The organism is Candidatus Pelagibacter sp. PS_17 (assembly GCF_059417945.1).
In genome coordinates, this window is record NZ_CM182073.1 from 307,910 (window position 1) to 327,022 (window position 19,113).

Below are 19,113 nucleotides of genomic sequence, written 5' to 3' on the forward strand. Positions count from 1 at the left end.
ATGCAAATAATTAATAAATTTTATAAATTACTGAATGTATATATTTATTTTATTTCATTCTCTCTATTAATAGTATTTTTTTCCACAACTTATTCAAATGCAAATGCATTTAGGGTATCTAAAATTGAAATATCCTCTCCATTTGAATTAAATTTTAAAAAAAATAACGTTATTGACAAAGGATTTCAAACTTCCTTTTTTGATTTGATTTCAATGATTACAACCTCTGGTGATAGAAAAAAGATTAAAAATGTTTCTATAAAAGAAATTAAGGGCATGATTGATTCTTTCACAATTAGTGATGAAAAATTTATAAATAATGAGTATTTTGCAAATTTAGAAACAATATTTAATAAAAAAAAAATTCTTAAATTTTTAGAAAATAAAAATATTTTTCCATCAATACCCCAAAGAAATAAAGTCCTATTATTTCCTATCCTTATAGAAAATAAAAATAACAATATATATCTTTTTAATAACAATATTTTTTACGATAAATGGAATGAACAAAAAAACTCTTATGATTTGTTAGATTATTTATTACCAAGTGAAGATATTGAAGATTTGATAGAGTTGCAAAAAATCTCAAAAGATATTGAAACTTATGATTTTTCAAATCTAATTAATAAATATGATATTAAAGATAATATAATTTTAATAATATATAAAGAAAGCAACAGAATAAGAACACTTTCAAAAATTAATTTAAATAACAGCTTGAAAATTCAAAATAAGAACTACCCCAAATTAGATATTTTAAATAATAATGACTTTTCTAATATTGTTGAAAATTTAAAACAGCTTTATGAAGATCAATGGAAAAAAAATAATGAAATTAATACTTCCATAAAACTTCCTATAACAATATCTATTAATTCCAAAAAAACTAAAAAAATTATAGAGTTGGAACAGGTGCTTTATAGTTTAGATCTAGTTTCTGACTTTAGTATTTTGAATTTTAATAGTGAGATTATTCAATATAAAATTACTTATAATGGCGCTCCTAATATATTTTTAAATGACATGAAAGAAAAAAACCTTGAATTAGAAATGAAGAATAATATGTGGATATTAAAATGAAAAATTTAAATCAATTATTATTAGATTTTAATTATGAACAAAACTTTAAAGATGATGATTTTTATGTTGGAAAGAGTAATTTTTATGCTTTTGAAATGATTAACAAATGGCCAAAGTGGGAAAAAAATTTTTTAAATATTAATGGTGAAAAATTTTCAGGAAAAAGTCACCTGGTTAATATTTTTTTGAAAAAATTTAATGGCATTAGGATTGATATTAATTTATTAAATGACGAAAACATTAAATCCATTAAACCTTACCAAAATATTGTTTTAGAGGATTTAAATTTAAATATAAATGAGAACCTGATTTATTCACTTTTTAATATAATAGATCAAGATAATAAGTTTTTGATAGTCACATCAATGAAACCAATATCTGAGATCAATTTTAAACTTGAAGATCTTCGATCTAGAACAAAGAACTGTCTTTTTGCAAATATTCAAAACCCTGACGATGAGCTAATGTTTGCATTAATATTAAAAAATTTATCAGACAGACAAATTACTTTAGATAAAAAGCTGATTAACTTTATTATTAAAAGAATTGAGAGATCGTATGGCAAAATATTTGAATTCATATATAAAATTGACAAGATTAGTTTAAAAAAAAAGAAATCTATCGATTTTAAAATTATTAATGAAGCTCTTGAGGAATAAGTGAATAAATATAGAACACATACATGTAGTGAGTTAACAATAGATAGTAGTGGTAAAGACGTTGTTTTATCAGGCTGGATAAACAAAAAAAGAGATCATGGGAATTTACTATTCATAGATTTAAGAGACAATTATGGAATGACTCAATGTATTATAGATAAAAGTAACGAAAATTTTAATTCATTAGAAAAAATTCAATTAGAAAGCGTAATTAAGATAAATGGTAAGGTTGTAGAGAGAACAAAAGAAACTATTAACACCGATCTTCAAACTGGAGAGATAGAAGTTGATATAAATTCATTTGAAGTGTTGGGTACTTGCAAGGAGTTACCAATGCCAGTTTTTAGTGATCAAGAGTATGCTGAAGAAATTAGACTCAAGTATAGATTCTTAGATCTAAGAAGAAAAAAAATTCATGACAATATTATCTTAAGGTCAAAAGTTATCTCTTTTATTAGAAGCGAGATGTCTAAACTTGGGTTTTTGGAATTCCAAACACCAATATTAACATCCTCTAGCCCTGAAGGTGCAAGAGATTTTTTAGTACCAAGTAGACTAAATCCTGGAAAATTTTATGCACTGCCACAAGCGCCACAACAATTTAAACAACTTATAATGGTTTCTGGTTTTGATAAATATTTTCAAATAGCTCCATGCTTTAGAGATGAAGATGCAAGGGCAGATAGAAGTCCAGGTGAATTTTATCAGCTTGATTTAGAAATGTCTTTTGTTGAACAAGAAGATGTCTTTCAAGTTGTTGAAAAACTAATAGTCAATGTTTTTAAAAAATTTTCTGAAAAAAAATTGATGTATGAAAAATTTCCAAGAATACCTTATGAGGAATCTATGCTTAAGTATGGATCAGATAAGCCAGATTTAAGAAACCCATTAATAATTTCAGATTTATCAAACATTTTTACACGTGATGATGTTACGTTTGAGATATTTAAAAAGCTTGTAAAATCTGGTTCTAAAGTGAGATGTATAGTAACAAAAAATACAAAAGATAAACCTAGGAGTTTTTTTGATAATATTGATAAGTGGGCAAAAGAACAAGGGGCGTCTGGTCTTGCTTATTTTACAATTGAAAAAGAAGAAAATATTTCAGCAAGAGGACCGGTGGGAAAATTTTTTTCTAAAGAAGCACTAGAGGAAATTATGAAAATCACTGGAGCTGAAATAGGGGATAGTATATTTTTTGCTTGTGGAAAAATAAATGATGTTGAAAAAATAACCTCTTTAGCTAGAGATAAAATTGCTAAAGATTTAAAATTAATTGATGAAAATACTTTCGCATTTTGTTGGGTTGTTGATTATCCAATGTTTGAAAAAAATGAAGTAACTAACAAAATTGAATTTAGTCACAATCCATTTTCAATGCCTCAAGGAGACTTAAAAGATATTGATTTTGATAATCCTCTTAATATTAAAGCCTACCAGTACGATATTGTTTGCAATGGGATAGAGCTATCTTCAGGTGCAATTAGAAATCACGTGCCAGAATTAATGTATAAGCTTTTCTCGATTGCTGGATATCAAAAAGAACAAGTTGATGAAAAATTTAGTGGAATGATCAATGCTTTAAGTTATGGAGCCCCACCTCATGGTGGTATAGCACCTGGTATCGATAGAATTGTAATGCTATTAGCAAATGAAAAGAATATTAGAGAAGTTACAATGTTCCCAATGAATCAAAATGCTCAAGACTTAATGATGAACGCTCCATCAAACGTTAACGAAGAGCAACTTAAAGAGCTTGGTTTAGCTTTAAAACTGAAAAAATAATATTACTTTTTACCTTTTAAGCTTATCTTAACGTCAGATAAATCAACAAGATTTTTTTTGTAGTTATTTCTAACAAAACCTTTGCTAGTAACATCTTTTATAATTTTAAGTAATTGATTTTGATCCTCAGTATTTTCTTCCTCAGGTAAAGATCTATCTGATCCACCAATTGATGGAGTGTGAGCAAGATCTTCTCTATTTTGATATGAAATTGCTAATTCTCTAAAAATATAATCAAGTATTGAAGAAGCACTCATTATTCTGTCATTACCGTGTACTTTTCCAGATGGTTCAAATTTAGTATCAACATAAGCACTGATGAACTCATCTAAAGGAACGCCATATTGAAGACCAAGTGAAATTGCTATTGCAAAATTGTTCATCAAAGCTTTTACCAGTTCACCCTCTTTACTTGTGTCTATAAAAATTTCTCCAATTTTACCATCTTCATATTCACCAGTGTGGAGATAAACTTTATGGTCACCAATTGTCGCTTTTTGGATATAGCCTTTTCTTCTATCAGGCATACTAAATCTTTTACTGACTCCCTCGTTAATTTTTTTAACAAAATTAGTATTATTTTCTTTTGAAATGACCTTAGGTTTGCTTTGTTCAGTAATAATATCTATTTTTTTAGTTTCGGTTACTTTATTATTTGCATCTAAACTTTTTGTTTTTCTTGTATCAAGTTTAACGTCTAAAACTTCAAATTTTCCATCGTCCCGTTTTTCAAGATTTGCCAACTCTGTTTCATTAATATCATCTAGATAATGATTAACTTTAAAGCTACAAGTATAATAAGTTTCTACTAAATATTTTGCCATTTTTCCTTTAATTAATTTTTTATTTTGAATCGTAAGATAATTAATTTATATACAAATCCTTACTTTAGTCTAATTTAAATAATACAATTTAGGATTGAAGAATTAATAAAATAATATGTTGACACTTTTAAAAAAAATTTTCATTTGGTGGAACCAAGAAACACTAGGTACAAAATTAAAAACTATTTTTTATGGAAAACTTGCTGGAAAAGATTCTAGTGGCAACAAATATTACGAAAGTAAATCTGGAAAACGATGGGTGATTTATAATGATGAAATTGATGCATCAAAAATCCCTAATGAATGGTACTCTTGGATGCATTTCACTAATAATAGAATTGAAAACAATCATGAATTGAAAAAATATGATTGGCAAAAACCGCATCAATCAAATCAAACGGGTACTGAGAATGCCTATCATCCTAATAAAAATAATGATCCTATTAAAAAAAAATATACAATCTGGAAAAGTTAGTTTCTTATTTCTTTTAATTTATTTTTTTTTAACAAGCTTATCATCACCCCTAGTAGCTAATGAAAATAACGAAGGAAAATTTGTTGAAATAAAAATTTTAGATAAAGTAAGTTCAAAGACCGATCTTTTAAAATTAAAGACAGGAGAGGAGCTAAGATTTAAAAGTTTATTAATAAAAAGTCTCAAATGCAAAAACTCTGAATTTGATGACAACCCAGAAATTACAGCTTATATTCAAGTTAAAGACACGATTAAAAATGATAACAACGAAGTGTTTATATTTAATGGGTGGACTTTTTCATCTAGTCCTGCAGTAAATCCTTTTGATCACCCAGTGTATGATATTTGGTTAACAAGATGTTATTAGAATACTTTTTCATTATCTAGCCAGCTAACATTAAAGTCTGACTCAATAAATTTTTTATGATTTAGTAAAATTTTATGAAGAGGTATTGTTGTTGTTATTCCTTCAATGACAAATTCATCTAAAGATCGATTCATTCTTTGTATTGCTTCAGTTCTATTTCTGCCATGTGTGATAACTTTACAAATCATACTATCGTAAAATGGTGTAACTTTATAACCTTGAAAAATTGCACCATCTACTCTTGTTCTAAAACCTGATGGTTGGTGACACATTCCTATAGTTCCAGGAGAAGGTTGAAAATTTTTACTCGCATCCTCTGCATTAATTCTACATTCTATTGCATGCCCTCTAGGATTAATGTCACTTTGTTTTAAAGCTGTTTCACCAGTATATGCTATCCAAATTTGCTCTTTAATAATATCAATACCAGTTACCATTTCAGTTACAGGATGCTCCACTTGAACTCGGGTATTCATTTCTAGAAAATAAAATTTTCCATCTTCATATATAAATTCAACAGTTCCAGCCCCCTCATAACCAATTTTACTAACCATATTTACAGTTCTTTCAAAAAGATCTTTTCTGATCTGATCAGTTAAAACTGGACTAGGAGTTTCTTCTATTAATTTTTGATGTCTTCTTTGAACTGAGCAGTCTCTTTCATGTAAATGTACTGTTCTATTTGTTCCAGATAATACCTGAACTTCAATATGTCTTGGATTTTGGAAAAATTTCTCAATATAAATTTCATCATTGCCAAAATATTTTTGTGCTTCAGACTTTGCTGTTGAAAATAATGTTTCAAATTCTTCTTCTTTACGAACGATTTTCATTCCCTTGCCCCCACCACCGGCGGATGCTTTAATTAGAACTGGAAAGCCTATTTTTTTACAAAGTTCTTTGGCTGTCTTTACGTCTGTTATTCCGCCTTCAGAACCTTCAATAACAGGTAGACCATGTTCTTTTGCAATTTTTTTTGCTTGAATTTTATCTCCCATCATCTCTATGAGTTTTGAAGAAGCACCAATAAATTTAATATTATTTTCCTCTAGTACTTTAGCAAAATTTGCATTTTCAGATAAAAAACCATATCCAGGGTGAACTGCTTCTGCTTTTGTAAGTTCTATTGCTGACATCAAAGCTGGGATATTTAAATAACTATTTGCAGGTTGGTGTGAGCCAATGCATACACTTTCATCCGCCAGTCTTACATGCATACTATCTTTATCAACATCAGAATGAACAGCGACAGTTGCTATACCCCATTCTTTGCAAGCTCTTATAACTCTGACTGCAATTTCCCCTCGGTTTGCAATTAGAATTTTTTTAAACATTACTCTACGATGATAATAGTTTGGCCGTATTCAACAGGTTGCCCATCTTCTACACAGATTTCTTTTATAATTCCATCTGCTGTTGATGGAACATGGTTCATAGTTTTCATAGCCTCAACTATCATAACCGTTTCACCTTTTTTAATTTTTTTACCAACTTCTACAAACTTTTTACCACCAGGTTCTGCCGCAAGATAAGCTGTGCCAATAATAGGAGATTTAACTTCAGTTCCAGACACAACAGTCGACTTAACTGTATCAAGGGCTGGTGTTGAAGCGGCAACACTTACAGTTTGATTTGAACTAGTTGGATTAGATTTTGATACTTTTATCTTAGTATCTTTATCAGTGTATTCAATTTCAGTTAAATTGAATTCATTTAAGTAGTCAGTTAATTCTTTAATAATGTTTTTATCTATTTTCATTTTGTAACATGTTTTGCATTGCAATTATGGCTAAAATATAACCATTATCACCTAAACCAAAAATTCCACCAGTAGCAATATCGCTGATTAAAGATTTGTGTCTAAATTCTTCCCTTTTATATATATTTGATATGTGAAGTTCAATAATTGGTTTTTTATAAATATCTAAAGCATCCCTGATAGCTACAGATGTATGCGTAAAACCTGCAGCATTAATAATTATACCATCAAATTTACTTTTAGCCTCTTGGATGGTTGTAACTATTTCACCTTCTATATTTGACTGGGAAAATTCTAAATTAATATTTAAATCTTTAGCTTTATCTAAACAATTTTCTTTTAACTTATCAAACGTTATTGATCCATATTGTGATTGTTCTCTTTCACCTAATAGATTAAGATTAGGACCATTAATAATTATAATATTATTACTCATCAAATTCTTATACATTATGAAAAAAATAAAAAAAATAAAAATTAAATTAAATGGTAAATTTTCAACAATAAATGAAAATTTATGCCTCTTAATTTTTTTAAAAGAACTAAAAATACCTCTTAAAAAAGTAGCAATTGAATTAAATCAAGAAATAATAGATAAAAATAATTTAAAAACTATAAAACTAAAAAATAATGACAAAATAGAAATTGTTCATTTTATTGGAGGTGGATAAAATTGGTTAACGATAAATTAATAATTGATAAAAAAAAATTTAATTCCAGATTAATAGTTGGAACTGGAAAATATAAAAGTATGGCAGAATGTGCAAAAGCTATTAAATTATCTGGAGCAGAAATTGTTACTGTTGCTGTGAGAAGAGTAAACATTTCTGATAAAAAAAAACCTTTATTGATGGACTACATTGATCCAAAAAAAATAACTTACTTACCAAACACTGCTGGCTGCTTTAATTCTGAAGAGGCTCTTAGAACATTACGTTTAGCAAGAGAAATTGGTGGATGGAAACTGGTAAAACTTGAGGTCTTAGGAGATAAAAAAAATTTATTTCCTGATATGATTGAAACATTAAAATCTACAGAAGTTTTAACTAGAGAAGGATTTAGAGTAATGGTTTACTGTAATGATGATCCTTTAATGGCTAAAAGATTAGAGAATGTAGGAGCTTGTGCAATTATGCCTCTCGCAGCACCTATAGGATCTGGACTTGGAATTCAAAATACAACAAATATAAAAATAATAAGAAGCCAAACAAAACTTCCTTTGATAATTGATGCTGGCTTAGGACAAGCGTCAGACGCAGCTATTGCCATGGAGTTAGGTTGTGATGGAGTATTGGCTAATACTGCAATTGCTAAAGCTAAAAAACCATTTCAAATGGCATTGGCATTTAAAAATGGAGTAATTGCAGGAAGACAATCTTATTTAGCAGGTCGTATAGAAAAATCTATTTATGGTAGCGCATCTTCTCCAAAAACTGGAATTATCTAGGCTACTGGTTTTTTAAAAAATTTCTTTTTAAAAAAAGGTTTTTTATAAGGCTTTTTTTTAATAGAACTTTCAAAAGATTTAACTTCTTTTTTTTGCTCTTCTAGATTTTTTAACTTTTCTATATGTTGAACTATTTCTATTGTTTTTTTAGTTTTGTTTTGAAGATCAATTATGTATTCAGGAATAATAAGATTGTTATCTGCAATTATATCGATCTTAATTAAGTTTTTTTCTTCAAAATACTTTAAATCTTCAATAAAGTTTTCTTTCATAAAGTCCGATATCTTTTCGCAAATCTTAAGTTCTACAAATTTTGCTTTTGTTAAAACAGCTTTAACCTCGACTAATTTAAGAATCTTCATCGCAAAAGACTCATCTGTAAGTGTAACTTTCCATTTTACAGCACTTTCCCTTAATCTTTGTCTAGACATTTCTAAAAGTCCAAATGTACTAATTCTTCCAATTTGAATTCTTGCCCTATCAGTTCTGCATTGTTCTTTAAGTTTTCTCTCAACCAACCTTCTATTTCCAAAACTCAGCATATCAATAAAATCAATAATAATTAGACCAGACAGATCTCTTATTTTTATTTGTCGAGATATCTCTTCTGCTGCCTCAAGATTAGTGTCTAAAGCAGTACTTTCTACATTTTTTTGTTTAATAGAGCTTCCTGAATTTATGTCAATTGAAACTAGTGCTTCAGTTGGATTTATAACTAGGTAACCTCCTGATTTTAGTTTTATTTCTGAGTCATAAATTTGATTTAATTTTTCTTCAATGTTCTCTTTAAAAAATAAAGGAACTTTTTCTCTATATTTTTTTATTTTTTTTACATGAGAGGGCATCATTAACTTCATAAAGTTTTGGGCTTTTTTGTAACCTTCATTACCTTCAATGACGATACTATTTGTGCTTTCATCATACATATCTCTCAAAGTTCTTTTTATAATATCACTTTCTTGATGGATTAATGATGGAGCTATAGAGTTTAATGCATTTTCTTTAATCTCATTCCAAGTTTTAATCAAAGTTTGAAGATCATGATCAATATCATTTTTTGTTTTGTTTGATCCTGCAGTTCTTACAATAAGCCCCATTTCTTTTGGAATAACTATATCGTTTAAAATAGTTCTAATTTTTTTTCTTTCTCCTGGGTTAAATATTTTACGAGATATGCCACCACCTTTTGGTGTATTGGGCATTAGTACAATATATTTACCTGCTATAGAAATAAAAGTACTCAACGCAGCACCTTTTTGTCCTCTTTCATCTTTTAAAACTTGTATTAAAATTACTTGGTTAGGTTTTATAACTTCTTGAATCTTATACCTTTTAGATCTAAATCTTGTTTCAGGTTTTCTACCATGTAATACAGGCGAAGGTTGTTCTTTATCTTCATCTACTTGAGTGGTATCTGTAATTGGAGTATCACTCCCTTCTGTTATCTGATCATTTGTTTCAAATTCAGACTCAAGTTTTACTTCAACTGGATCATTAATATCAAGATTACCCTCGTTAATATTCTTTTGTTCTTCTAGCTCACTTTTTTTTAATAGTTCTTCTCTGGCTTTTTCTTCTTCTTCTTTTATTTTTGCTAAATCACTCTGAGGTATTTGATAATAGTCAGATTGAATATCGTTAAAGGATAGAAAACCGTGTCTATCTCTTCCAAAATCAATAAATGCAGCTTGTAAAGATGGCTCTACTCGGCTTACCTTGCCAAGGTAGATATTATTTTTTATTAAATTGTTTTTTAAGCCTTCGTACTCGTAGTCTTCAATGTTTTCACCAGACTTAAGTACAACTCTTGTTTCATTTGGATGCGAAGCATCAATGTATAAATTTTTTTCCATATATTTTTGATTAATTGTTTCATTTTATATTTAAATAATTTTAAATTTTGTTTGAATTCTGATGCCTTAACTTTAACAAATTCTTATATATATTAAACTAAAATGCATCGAATAATTAAAAATATATTTATAGTAGTTTTAAGTGTTGGTTTGTTATCTGCATTTTCTGTATTAGCTGTTTTGTGGGCTTTTTCTAACAATTTACCAGATTATAAATTCCTCAAAAATTATAAACCATCAGTTTCTAGTAAAGTTTACTCAGGGGATGGTGAGTTGGTGAATGATTTTTCATCAGAAAAACGAATATTTGTACCCTACAAATCAATATCAGAAAAAGTGATTAATGCTTTCTTATCTGCAGAAGATAAAAATTTCTATTCACATCCAGGAGTAGATGCCAAAGGAGTGTTAAGAGCAATAATTAATAACATTTCCAATGTAGTTGCATCAAGAAGATTGGAGGGTGCATCAACAATAACTCAACAAGTGGCAAAAAATTTTTTATTAACAAACGAAGTAAGTTTAAATAGAAAAATTAAAGAGGCAATTCTTGCCTTTAGAATAGAAAGAGCTCTTTCAAAAGAAAGAATATTAGAACTATACTTAAATCAAATATATCTGGGTGAAGGTACTTATGGCGTTGCATCTGCTAGCTTAGAATATTTTGACAAATCAATTAGTGAATTGAATTATGAAGAAGCAGCTTTATTAGCAGCTCTGCCAAAGGCTCCAAGTAGATATAACCCGTATAAAAATATAGAACTCGCAAAATTTAGAAGAGATCTCGTTATAAACAATTTGTTTGAAAATAATTATATAAGCAAACAAAATCAAAAAGAACTTTTGTCAAAAAAAATAATATTAAAAAAAAGAAAAAAAATTTTTACAGAAGATACGAGTTACTACGTAGAAGATATTAGAAAAGATGTGGTTGAAAAATTAGGATTTGATAAAGTTTACAAACAAGGATTAAATATAAGTACACCTATTAATATTAGCTTGCAAAAAATTGCAACTGACTCATTGAGACAAGGTCTTATTGAATACGATAAACGAAAAGGGTGGCGTGGTCCATTGACTAATGTTAAAAATTTAGAAAAATGGAATAAAGATTTAGATAAATTTAGATTAGAAAGATCAATTAATTGGGATTTAGCAATAGTTAAAAAGATAGATAAATTTTCAATAGAAATTGAAACGGAATATGAAAAAAAAGGAATTATTAAGTACGAAAACATCTCGTGGATAAAAAAAGATTTTAAAGAAATATTGAAAATTGGGGATGTTATTTATACTGAAAACATAAATAAAAATATATTTGCCTTAAGGCAACTGCCAGAAGTTAATGGAGGGATTGTTGTTATGGACCCTTTTACTGGACGGGTATTAGCTCTAAGCGGAGGATTTAGCTTTAAAAAAAGTGAATTTAATAGAGCCACACAAGCACTAAGGCAGCCAGGTTCTGCTTTCAAACCTTTTGTTTATGCTTTAGCTCTTGAGAATGGATATACACCATCAACTTTAATTCTAGATGCACCACTAGTTTTAGAGCAAGGATCTGATTTAAAAATGTGGAAACCTGAAAACTACGGTAAAAAATTTTATGGACCATCAACACTTAGAATGGGGTTAGAAAAATCTAGAAACTTGATGACTGTCAGAATTGCACAAGATCTTGGAGTTAAAAAAATTGTTAATTTTTCAAAAAAACTTGGTATTTATGAAAATCCCAGCGAGCTTTTATCAATTTCATTAGGCTCTGCAGAGACGACTTTATTGAAACTAACATCTGCATACTCTTCATTTATTAATGGAGGAAAATTAGTTAAACCAATAATGATAGATAGAATTCAAGACAGTGAAGGGATTACAATTTTTAATAATGAAATGAGAGAGTGTATAAATTGTGATCAAATATCTCACTTAAGTAACAATTATCCAAATATAAAGGACAGTTTTGAGCAAATATTTTCGCCAGAAACAGCATATCAAATGACCTCGATATTGGAGGGAACTGTTCAAAATGGGACAGGAAAAAATTTAAAAGATTTAAATTTGGATTTGGCTGGAAAAACAGGCACAACAAATGGAAATACAGATACATGGTTTATAGGATTTACTTCAAAATTAGTAATAGGAGTTTATGTAGGTTCAGATAATCCAAGATCACTTGGAAGGTATGAAACAGGAGCAAAAACAGCATTACCAATTTTTAAAAGTTTTGTAAAAAAAGCTGTAAAAAAAGAAGATGCAAGACCGTTTAAAGTTGCAAAAAATATTTTAATGAAAGTTATTGATCCTGTTACAGGAGAAAAAGCTGAAATTGGTACAAGAAGAACAATTATTGAAGCTTATAAAGAAGTGAAAGTAGAAAATTTATCAAATAAAGATATTAATAATAGATTAAAAAATAATAATATATTAAGGTTCTACTAATGGACAACGAATATTTAAATTACAAATCTGAAATAGAAAAAATCAATCAAAGAGTTAAGGAGTACCTTTGAAAAAAACGATATTCATAAAAAATTAGAAAAGAATAACCAAAAAATATTAGAAGCTAATTTTTGGCAAGATAAAGCAAATTCTCAGAAAGTTATTAAAGAAAAAAAATTATATGAAGAATTAATAAATTCATATGAAAATTCATCTAAATCAATAATTGATCTTGATGAATTGAACGAACTTGCTTTAGAAGAAAAAAATCAATCTGTCATAAACGAAGTTCTTGAGAGTATTAAAAATTTAAAAAAATTAGCTAAAAAAAATGAAACTAAATGTTTTTTGTCAAATGAAACTGACAGTTTAGATTGCTATATAGAAATTCATGCCGGTGCTGGTGGAACAGAGAGCCAGGATTGGGCAGAAATGTTAAGAAGAATGTATTTAAAATGGTCAGATATTAAGAATTTTAAATCAGAATTAATTAGTGAACATAAGGGAGAGGAAGCAGGCATAAAATCATCAACTATTAAAATTGAGGGTGATTATGTTTTTGGATGGTTAAAAGCTGAGTCAGGAATTCATAGGTTGGTTAGAATATCTCCTTTTGATTCTGGAGCTAGACGACACACTAGTTTTGCAAGTATCTGGATTTATCCAGTCGTAGATGAAAATATTGAAATAGAAATTAATGAAAAAGATTTACGTATTGACACCTATCGATCAAGTGGAGCAGGAGGGCAGCATGTGAATACTACAGATAGTGCGGTAAGAATAACCCATCTACCTTCTAAAATAGTAGTTCAATGTCAAAATGAAAGATCACAACATAAAAATAAAGATACCTGTATGAATATGCTTAAGGCAAGACTATATGATTTTGAATTAAAAAAAAAAGAACAAGAAAGCCAAACAGTAGAGTCTTCCAAGTCAGAAATTGGCTGGGGTCATCAAATTAGATCTTATGTACTTCACCCATACAGAATGGTAAAAGATAATAGAACTAACTTTGAAAGCTCAAATCCTGATAAAGTCTTAGACGGTGAGATTGATGATTTTTTAGAAAGTTCGTTATATAAAGTGAAATAATGAAAAGAATAGTTAAAATTCTTGCAATATTAATAATAACCCTTGCGGCAATTGTTATTTACTTGAGCATCTATGGAGTAAAAACTGACAAGTTTAATAAAGAAATTATAAAGAATGTTTCAAAAATTAATAAAAAAATTAATCTTTCATTAAATGAGGTTAATTATCTATTAAACCCACTGAATTTTAGTATTAATATTTCAACAAAAAACCCTAAAATATTATTGGAAGATAAAAGTCTAGATTTAAAAGACATTACTAGCAATATTTCATTAAAATCTTTTATAAGTAATCAGTTTTCTATTGATGATTTAAAAATTTCAACAAAAGAAATTAAAATCAAAGATTTAATCTCATTAACAAGAGCAGTTGAAGGGTCACCACAACTTTTTGTTTTAGATAGTATTACTAAAGAGGGATTAATTTCTACAGATATAAATCTTAAATTTGATTTAGATGGAGAAATAAAAAACAACTATCAAATAACTGGGAATGTCAAAAAAGCAAAATTTAATATTTTTAATAAGGTTGAAATTGATGATTTAAACCTTTTATTTAATATAAGCAACAATCAGCTAACATTAAAAAAGATAGAAACAAATCTTAATAGTATAAAATTAAAATCGCCTTTAATCAAAATCGAAAAAAAGAAAGATATATTTTTTGTTGATGGAGAGGTGGCAAATGAAGAACAAAATTTCGATATAAACAAATTAAAACCTATATTTGGAGACTTACTAAATAATATAGAGATAGAAAAAATTGACTTTAATTCTATAAATATTTTTTCTTTTAATGTTAACAGAAAATTAAAATTAAAAGATTTAAAACTAGAGACCAACTTGAACTTAGAAAATTTTCAAATAGTTAAAAATCCCCTTAATTTAAAAACTTTTTTACCTAATTATGCAGAGCAAATTAAATTTAAAGATCATAAAATTAAAATTAAATTAATAAAAGGTATATTGGATATTAGGGGAGATGGAGATATCTATATTGGAGACGAGTCTGAACAATTATCTTACAACGTTATTAAAGATGCGGGAGAAATAACATTTGATACAAACCTTAATATTAAAAATAATCCATTAACAATAAATTTTTTAGATTATAAAAAGAAAAAAGGAAACAGTTCAGAAATTTTATTAAAAGGTATTTACAAAAAAAATAAAGAATTGATATTAAAAGATATCTCTTTAACAGAAAAAAATAATCAAATTTTAATTAAAGATTTAATGTTTAGTAAAAATTTTAAAGTTAAAGATTTAAGTTACATTAAACTTAATTATCGAAATAAAAATGATCTTCTTAACAATTTAGAGCTAAAAAAAAATAAATCTAATTTTTCCATAAATGGTAAAAGTTTTGATGCAACACAGTTAATTAGCAATAGTATGAGTGATGATGAAAGTACTACAATTTTTGAAAATTTTAATTCTAAATTTGATATTAAAATAGGCACAGCTTATATAAATAAAAACGATTATACTAAAAACTTAGCTGGATACTTCACTTTTAAAAATAATAAATTAGATAAATTAAATCTAGCATCTACTTTTCCTAACAAAAAAAAAATGAACTTATCTATTGAAACTAATAACCAGAATGAAACAATTACAAAATTCTTTTCAAACTACCCGAAACCTTTGATTAAAAGATATGACTTTATTAAAGGATTTGAAGAAGGTTATCTAAATTTTAATTCTATAAAAAAAGATGGTGTTTCTAATTCTGTATTAATTATTGATAACTTTAAAGTTAAAGAGGTACCTGTTTTTGCTAAGCTTTTAAGCCTAGCGTCACTTCAGGGTATTGCAGATCTTTTAACGGGTGAGGGAATAAGATTTACCGATTTTGAAATGAGATATTCAAGTCAAAAAGGTCTTACTAATATTGAAGAAATGTATGCTATTGGACCTGCTATTTCTATATTAATGGATGGTTATATTGAATCAAAGAAATTGGTTAGCTTGAGAGGAACATTGGTTCCTGCAACCACTATAAATAGATCTATAGCTTCAATTCCACTACTGGGTAAAATACTAATAGGAGAAAAAACAGGTGAAGGTGTTTTTGGTGTAAGTTTTAAAATAAAAGGACCTCCAAAGAATTTATCAACAACAGTTAATCCAATTAAAACACTAACACCTAGATTTATAACAAGAACCTTAGAAAAAATTAAAAAGAACTAAATTAACTCAACTTTAATATGTTTTTTCTTGCCAAGTGAAAGTTTAATTAAACTACTCTTAAATAAATCTTCAGTAATTAAAAACTTTTCATCAGAAATAGCCTGACCATTTATTTTAATTCCATTCCCTTTAATTAATCTTCGAATTTCACTTTTAGAACTTTCTAATTTTGATAAAATTACCAAATCTAGAATACTTATATTATCATCTAACATTTTTTTATTAATTTGAGTGGTTGGTAGATTATCACCTAATGAATTTTCAGAAAATGTTTGTTTGGCTGTTTCTTGGCATTTTCTTGCCTCATCTTCTCCATGCAACATAGAAGTAGCTTTGTTGGCAAGTAAAATTTTTAACTCATTAATATTGTCATCTTTAATATTTTCAATTTCATCAACATTAATATCTGTAAAAATTTTTAAAAACTTTAAGACATCTCGATCATCAATATTTCTCCAAAATTGCCAGTAGTCATATGACGAAAGAAACTTTTTATCTAGCCAAACAGCTCCAGATTCAGTTTTACCCATTTTTGCACCTGATGCCAATGTAATAAGAGGTGTCGTTAAACCGTAAACATGATTATTTGAATATCTTTTTATAAGATCAACTCCATTAACAATATTACCCCATTGATCAGAGCCACCAATTTGAAGCATACATTTTTCTTTTTTGTTCAATTCTAAAAAATCGTATGCTTGTAAAATCATATAGTTAAATTCCATATAACTTAATGACTGCTCTCTCTCTAATCTAATTTTGACACTATCAAAACTCAACATTTTGTTAATTGTAAAATGTTTTCCAACATCTCTTAGAAAAGAAATATAATTTAAATTTTTAAGCCATGTGTAGTTATTAACAAATATAGGTTTTGTCTCTGGATCTTTATCATCTAAAAAATTTTTTAGAATTTTTTCAATATTATTTATATTTTTTTCTATTTCTTTTTCAGATAAAATTGTCCTAGTTTTATCTTTTCCGGATGGATCACCTATTCTAGTAGTACCCCCTCCTAATAAAACAATTGGTTGGTGGCCATGTTTTTGGAGCAATCTAAGACACATAATTTGAAGTAAGCTACCAACGTGAAGACTTTCAGCTGTACAATCAAAACCAATATAAGCTCTGATTTTTTCTTTATCTAATAATTGAGATAGATTTTCTTCACCTGTACACTGGTAAAAGAAACCACGATCTTTAAATTCTTTTAAAAATTTATTCATAAATATGCTATCTAGAATATACAATATTTACTTTAAAAATAAGAATGGAAAAATTTTATACTTCTTTAGGGTTAATGAGTGGCACATCTATGGATGGGGTTGATGCGTCAATTATTAGATCAGATGGTGAAAGTAACTATGAACCTATATTTGATAAATATTTTGAGTATGATGGAGTAATTTACTCAAACTTACTAAATCTAAGAGATAAGATAAATTCAATAAAAGATTTACAAAATAATTCTTATCAAATTAACGAGCTCGAGAGAAAAATTACCTTATTTCATGCAAAAATTAGCAAAGAAATTATAAAGAATGCAGGAGTGGATGTAGATATAGTTGGGTTTCACGGTCAAACAATTTTTCACAATGCTCAGGAAAAAATATCAAAACAAATAGGAGATGGCAATTTACTATCAAGTCTTTTAAAAAAAAATGTAGTTTATAACTTTAGAGAAAATGACATTCATAATGGCGGCCAAGGAGCTCCATTAGCTCCAATCTTTCACAACTTACTTATAAACCAGAATAAAATAGAAAAACCTGCTTGTGTTTTAAACATAGGAGGTATCGCAAATATTACTCTTGTTATCTCAAAAAATAATGAAGATTTAAAAAGTTTTGATGTAGGTCCTGGTAATTGTCTTTTAGATGAATGGGTTAGAAGACACACACAAATGAAATATGATGAAAATGGAAAAGCATCAAATATAGGAAAAACAAGTGAAGTTATTCTAAATCAAGCGATTGATAATTTTGACAATATAAGTAATCAAAAAAAACTTTCATTTGATATAAAAGATTTTGATTTAAGTTTTGTAAAAGGTCTCACATATGAGGATGGCTTATCTACATTAGTAGATTTTACAGCAATAATAATTTATCAATCAATTTTAAAATCAATCAACAGTGAAGAAAATAAAAAGTTATTAATAATAGTTTGTGGTGGTGGAAGAAAAAACCTTTCATTAATGGAGAGCATAAGAAAAAGACTACCAAAAAATATTTATTTAAAAATAATTGATGATTATAAAATTGACGGTGATTTCATCGAGTCTCAAGCTTTTGCATATCTTGCAATTAGGTCTGCACTTAAAAAAGTAATTTCATTCCCCAATACTACAAATGTCAAAAAACCGTCAATAGGTGGAGTTTTAGTTAAAAACTATTAAGATTAAAATAAAGCAGATTCTTTTTTGATATATTTATCTAAACATTTTACTAATACGTCTTCTGTTTTAGTAAAAAAATGATTAGCATCATTTATAGCCTGAAAGTCAACTTTAATACCTTTTTGGGCACTCAATCTTTTATCTAGATCTGTAATATGTTCTAAGGGAACTAACTCATCCTTTTTTCCATAAATCATTAAACCTGAAGTAGGACATGGAGATAAGAATGAAAAGTCATAAACATTTGGTTGTGGCGAAATTGCAATAAATCTATTTATTTCTGGTCTTCTCATTAACAATTGCATTGCAATTAAAGACCCAAAAGAAAATCCTGAAACCCAACATTGTGAGTTATCAAAATTTTCACGCTCTAACCAATCTAGTGCTGCAGCAGCATCAGCCAGTTCACCTTGACCATTATCAAACTCACCATCACTTTTTCCAACACCTCTAAAATTTACTCTACATACAGAAAATCCATTTTCCATAAAAGTATGAAATGTATCAACTACAACTTTATTATTCATTGTTCCTCCATATTGAGGATGAGGTTGTAATACTAACGCTATTGGTGATGTAATTTTTTCACTTTTGTAATACTTGGCCTCCATTCTTCCAGCAGGCCCAGGTATAAAAACTTCAACTATTTTATTGTCCATAAATGATATTGATTATTATTCTCAAAAAAAATACACATATCATAACTAAGCGACAATATGTTATCTTTTTTATGTATTGTATAC

The 19,113-nt window shown here is 27.8% G+C and carries 18 protein-coding genes; 11 read left to right on the forward strand and 7 right to left on the reverse strand.

Annotated elements, in window-relative coordinates; all coding sequences use genetic code 11:
• From AC5SML_RS01635 to aspS, 3 genes are read left to right on the forward strand one after another with little or no spacing between them, the layout of a single operon-like run.
• Positions 1-1,080 (forward strand): hypothetical protein, encoded by a 1,080-nt coding sequence (locus AC5SML_RS01635; RefSeq protein ID WP_494617401.1) that lies wholly within the window; start codon positions 1-3, stop codon positions 1,078-1,080.
• On the forward strand, positions 1,077-1,739 hold the full coding sequence (locus tag AC5SML_RS01640) for a P-loop NTPase family protein (RefSeq protein WP_494617403.1): 663 nt from the start codon (positions 1,077-1,079) through the stop codon (positions 1,737-1,739). The genes AC5SML_RS01635 and AC5SML_RS01640 overlap by 4 nt, the downstream gene beginning before the upstream one ends.
• A complete protein-coding gene (gene aspS / locus AC5SML_RS01645) occupies positions 1,740-3,524 on the forward strand; it encodes an aspartate--tRNA ligase (RefSeq protein WP_494617404.1) in 1,785 nt (594 codons plus the stop codon).
• 2 nt (positions 3,525-3,526) lie between these two features.
• On the opposite strand, the gene AC5SML_RS01650 is transcribed toward aspS, so the two are convergent.
• Positions 3,527-4,348, reverse strand: coding sequence for a TSCPD domain-containing protein (locus AC5SML_RS01650; protein ID WP_006997190.1), 822 nt, complete (start codon positions 4,346-4,348; stop codon positions 3,527-3,529).
• A gap of 115 nt (positions 4,349-4,463) precedes the next feature.
• Between AC5SML_RS01650 and AC5SML_RS01655 the strand changes: the two genes are divergently transcribed.
• Both AC5SML_RS01655 and AC5SML_RS01660 read left to right on the forward strand, forming a co-directional pair.
• On the forward strand, positions 4,464-4,823 hold the full coding sequence (locus AC5SML_RS01655) for an NADH-ubiquinone oxidoreductase subunit NDUFA12 family protein (protein WP_006997189.1): 360 nt from the start codon (positions 4,464-4,466) through the stop codon (positions 4,821-4,823).
• The gene (locus AC5SML_RS01660) at positions 4,783-5,190 is read left to right on the forward strand and encodes a DUF2155 domain-containing protein (protein ID WP_494617405.1); all 408 of its coding nucleotides are present in this window, start codon (positions 4,783-4,785) and stop codon (positions 5,188-5,190) included. Before AC5SML_RS01655 ends, AC5SML_RS01660 begins: the two co-directional genes overlap by 41 nt.
• Here AC5SML_RS01660 and accC read toward each other — a convergent pair.
• From accC to aroQ, 3 genes are read right to left on the reverse strand one after another with little or no spacing between them, the layout of a single operon-like run.
• Entirely contained in the window at positions 5,187-6,524 is a 1,338-nt protein-coding gene (gene accC / locus AC5SML_RS01665) for an acetyl-CoA carboxylase biotin carboxylase subunit (RefSeq protein ID WP_494617407.1), read from the reverse strand. The two genes, AC5SML_RS01660 and accC, sit on opposite strands and share 4 nt — an antisense overlap.
• Positions 6,524-6,949, reverse strand: coding sequence for an acetyl-CoA carboxylase biotin carboxyl carrier protein (locus AC5SML_RS01670; protein WP_011281896.1), 426 nt, complete (start codon positions 6,947-6,949; stop codon positions 6,524-6,526). The genes accC and AC5SML_RS01670 overlap by 1 nt, the downstream gene beginning before the upstream one ends.
• The gene (aroQ, locus tag AC5SML_RS01675) at positions 6,936-7,385 is read right to left on the reverse strand and encodes a type II 3-dehydroquinate dehydratase (protein WP_011281897.1); all 450 of its coding nucleotides are present in this window, start codon (positions 7,383-7,385) and stop codon (positions 6,936-6,938) included. The genes AC5SML_RS01670 and aroQ overlap by 14 nt, the downstream gene beginning before the upstream one ends.
• 16 nt (positions 7,386-7,401) lie before the next feature.
• On the opposite strand from aroQ, the gene thiS reads away from it, so the two are divergent.
• Positions 7,402-7,620, forward strand: coding sequence for a sulfur carrier protein ThiS (gene thiS, locus AC5SML_RS01680; RefSeq protein WP_011281898.1), 219 nt, complete (start codon positions 7,402-7,404; stop codon positions 7,618-7,620).
• 2 nt (positions 7,621-7,622) lie between these two features.
• Positions 7,623-8,396 carry a thiazole synthase gene (locus AC5SML_RS01685; RefSeq protein WP_006997183.1) on the forward strand — a complete coding sequence of 258 codons (774 nt, stop codon included), beginning with the start codon at positions 7,623-7,625 and terminating at the stop codon, positions 8,394-8,396.
• Here AC5SML_RS01685 and AC5SML_RS01690 read toward each other — a convergent pair.
• Positions 8,393-10,249 carry an Rne/Rng family ribonuclease gene (locus AC5SML_RS01690; protein WP_494617408.1) on the reverse strand — a complete coding sequence of 619 codons (1,857 nt, stop codon included), beginning with the start codon at positions 10,247-10,249 and terminating at the stop codon, positions 8,393-8,395. The two genes, AC5SML_RS01685 and AC5SML_RS01690, sit on opposite strands and share 4 nt — an antisense overlap.
• 102 nt (positions 10,250-10,351) lie before the next feature.
• Here AC5SML_RS01690 and AC5SML_RS01695 point away from each other — a divergent pair, with 102 nt between their 5' ends.
• The 3 genes from AC5SML_RS01695 to AC5SML_RS01705 are packed head-to-tail and all read left to right on the forward strand — an operon-like array spanning position 10,352 to position 15,972.
• On the forward strand, positions 10,352-12,685 hold the full coding sequence (locus AC5SML_RS01695; protein WP_494617409.1) for a penicillin-binding protein 1A: 2,334 nt from the start codon (positions 10,352-10,354) through the stop codon (positions 12,683-12,685).
• A 45-nt stretch (positions 12,686-12,730) separates the two neighbouring features.
• Positions 12,731-13,780: a peptide chain release factor 2 gene (gene prfB, locus AC5SML_RS01700; RefSeq protein ID WP_080502256.1), complete on the forward strand. Its 1,050-nt coding sequence runs from the start codon at positions 12,731-12,733 to the stop codon at positions 13,778-13,780.
• Positions 13,780-15,972, forward strand: coding sequence for an AsmA family protein (locus AC5SML_RS01705; protein WP_494617411.1), 2,193 nt, complete (start codon positions 13,780-13,782; stop codon positions 15,970-15,972). The genes prfB and AC5SML_RS01705 overlap by 1 nt, the downstream gene beginning before the upstream one ends.
• On the opposite strand, the gene tyrS is transcribed toward AC5SML_RS01705, so the two are convergent.
• Complete coding sequence (gene tyrS, locus AC5SML_RS01710; RefSeq protein WP_271564104.1) at positions 15,969-17,198, reverse strand: tyrosine--tRNA ligase; 1,230 nt, start codon at positions 17,196-17,198, stop codon at positions 15,969-15,971. The genes AC5SML_RS01705 and tyrS overlap by 4 nt on opposite strands.
• A 44-nt stretch (positions 17,199-17,242) precedes the next feature.
• On the opposite strand from tyrS, the gene AC5SML_RS01715 reads away from it, so the two are divergent.
• Positions 17,243-18,370 carry an anhydro-N-acetylmuramic acid kinase gene (locus tag AC5SML_RS01715; protein ID WP_271564105.1) on the forward strand — a complete coding sequence of 376 codons (1,128 nt, stop codon included), beginning with the start codon at positions 17,243-17,245 and terminating at the stop codon, positions 18,368-18,370.
• A gap of 2 nt (positions 18,371-18,372) precedes the next feature.
• Here AC5SML_RS01715 and AC5SML_RS01720 read toward each other — a convergent pair whose 3' ends face one another.
• Positions 18,373-19,029, reverse strand: coding sequence for an alpha/beta hydrolase (locus AC5SML_RS01720; protein ID WP_011281905.1), 657 nt, complete (start codon positions 19,027-19,029; stop codon positions 18,373-18,375).
• Positions 19,030-19,113: the final 84 nt, after the last annotated feature.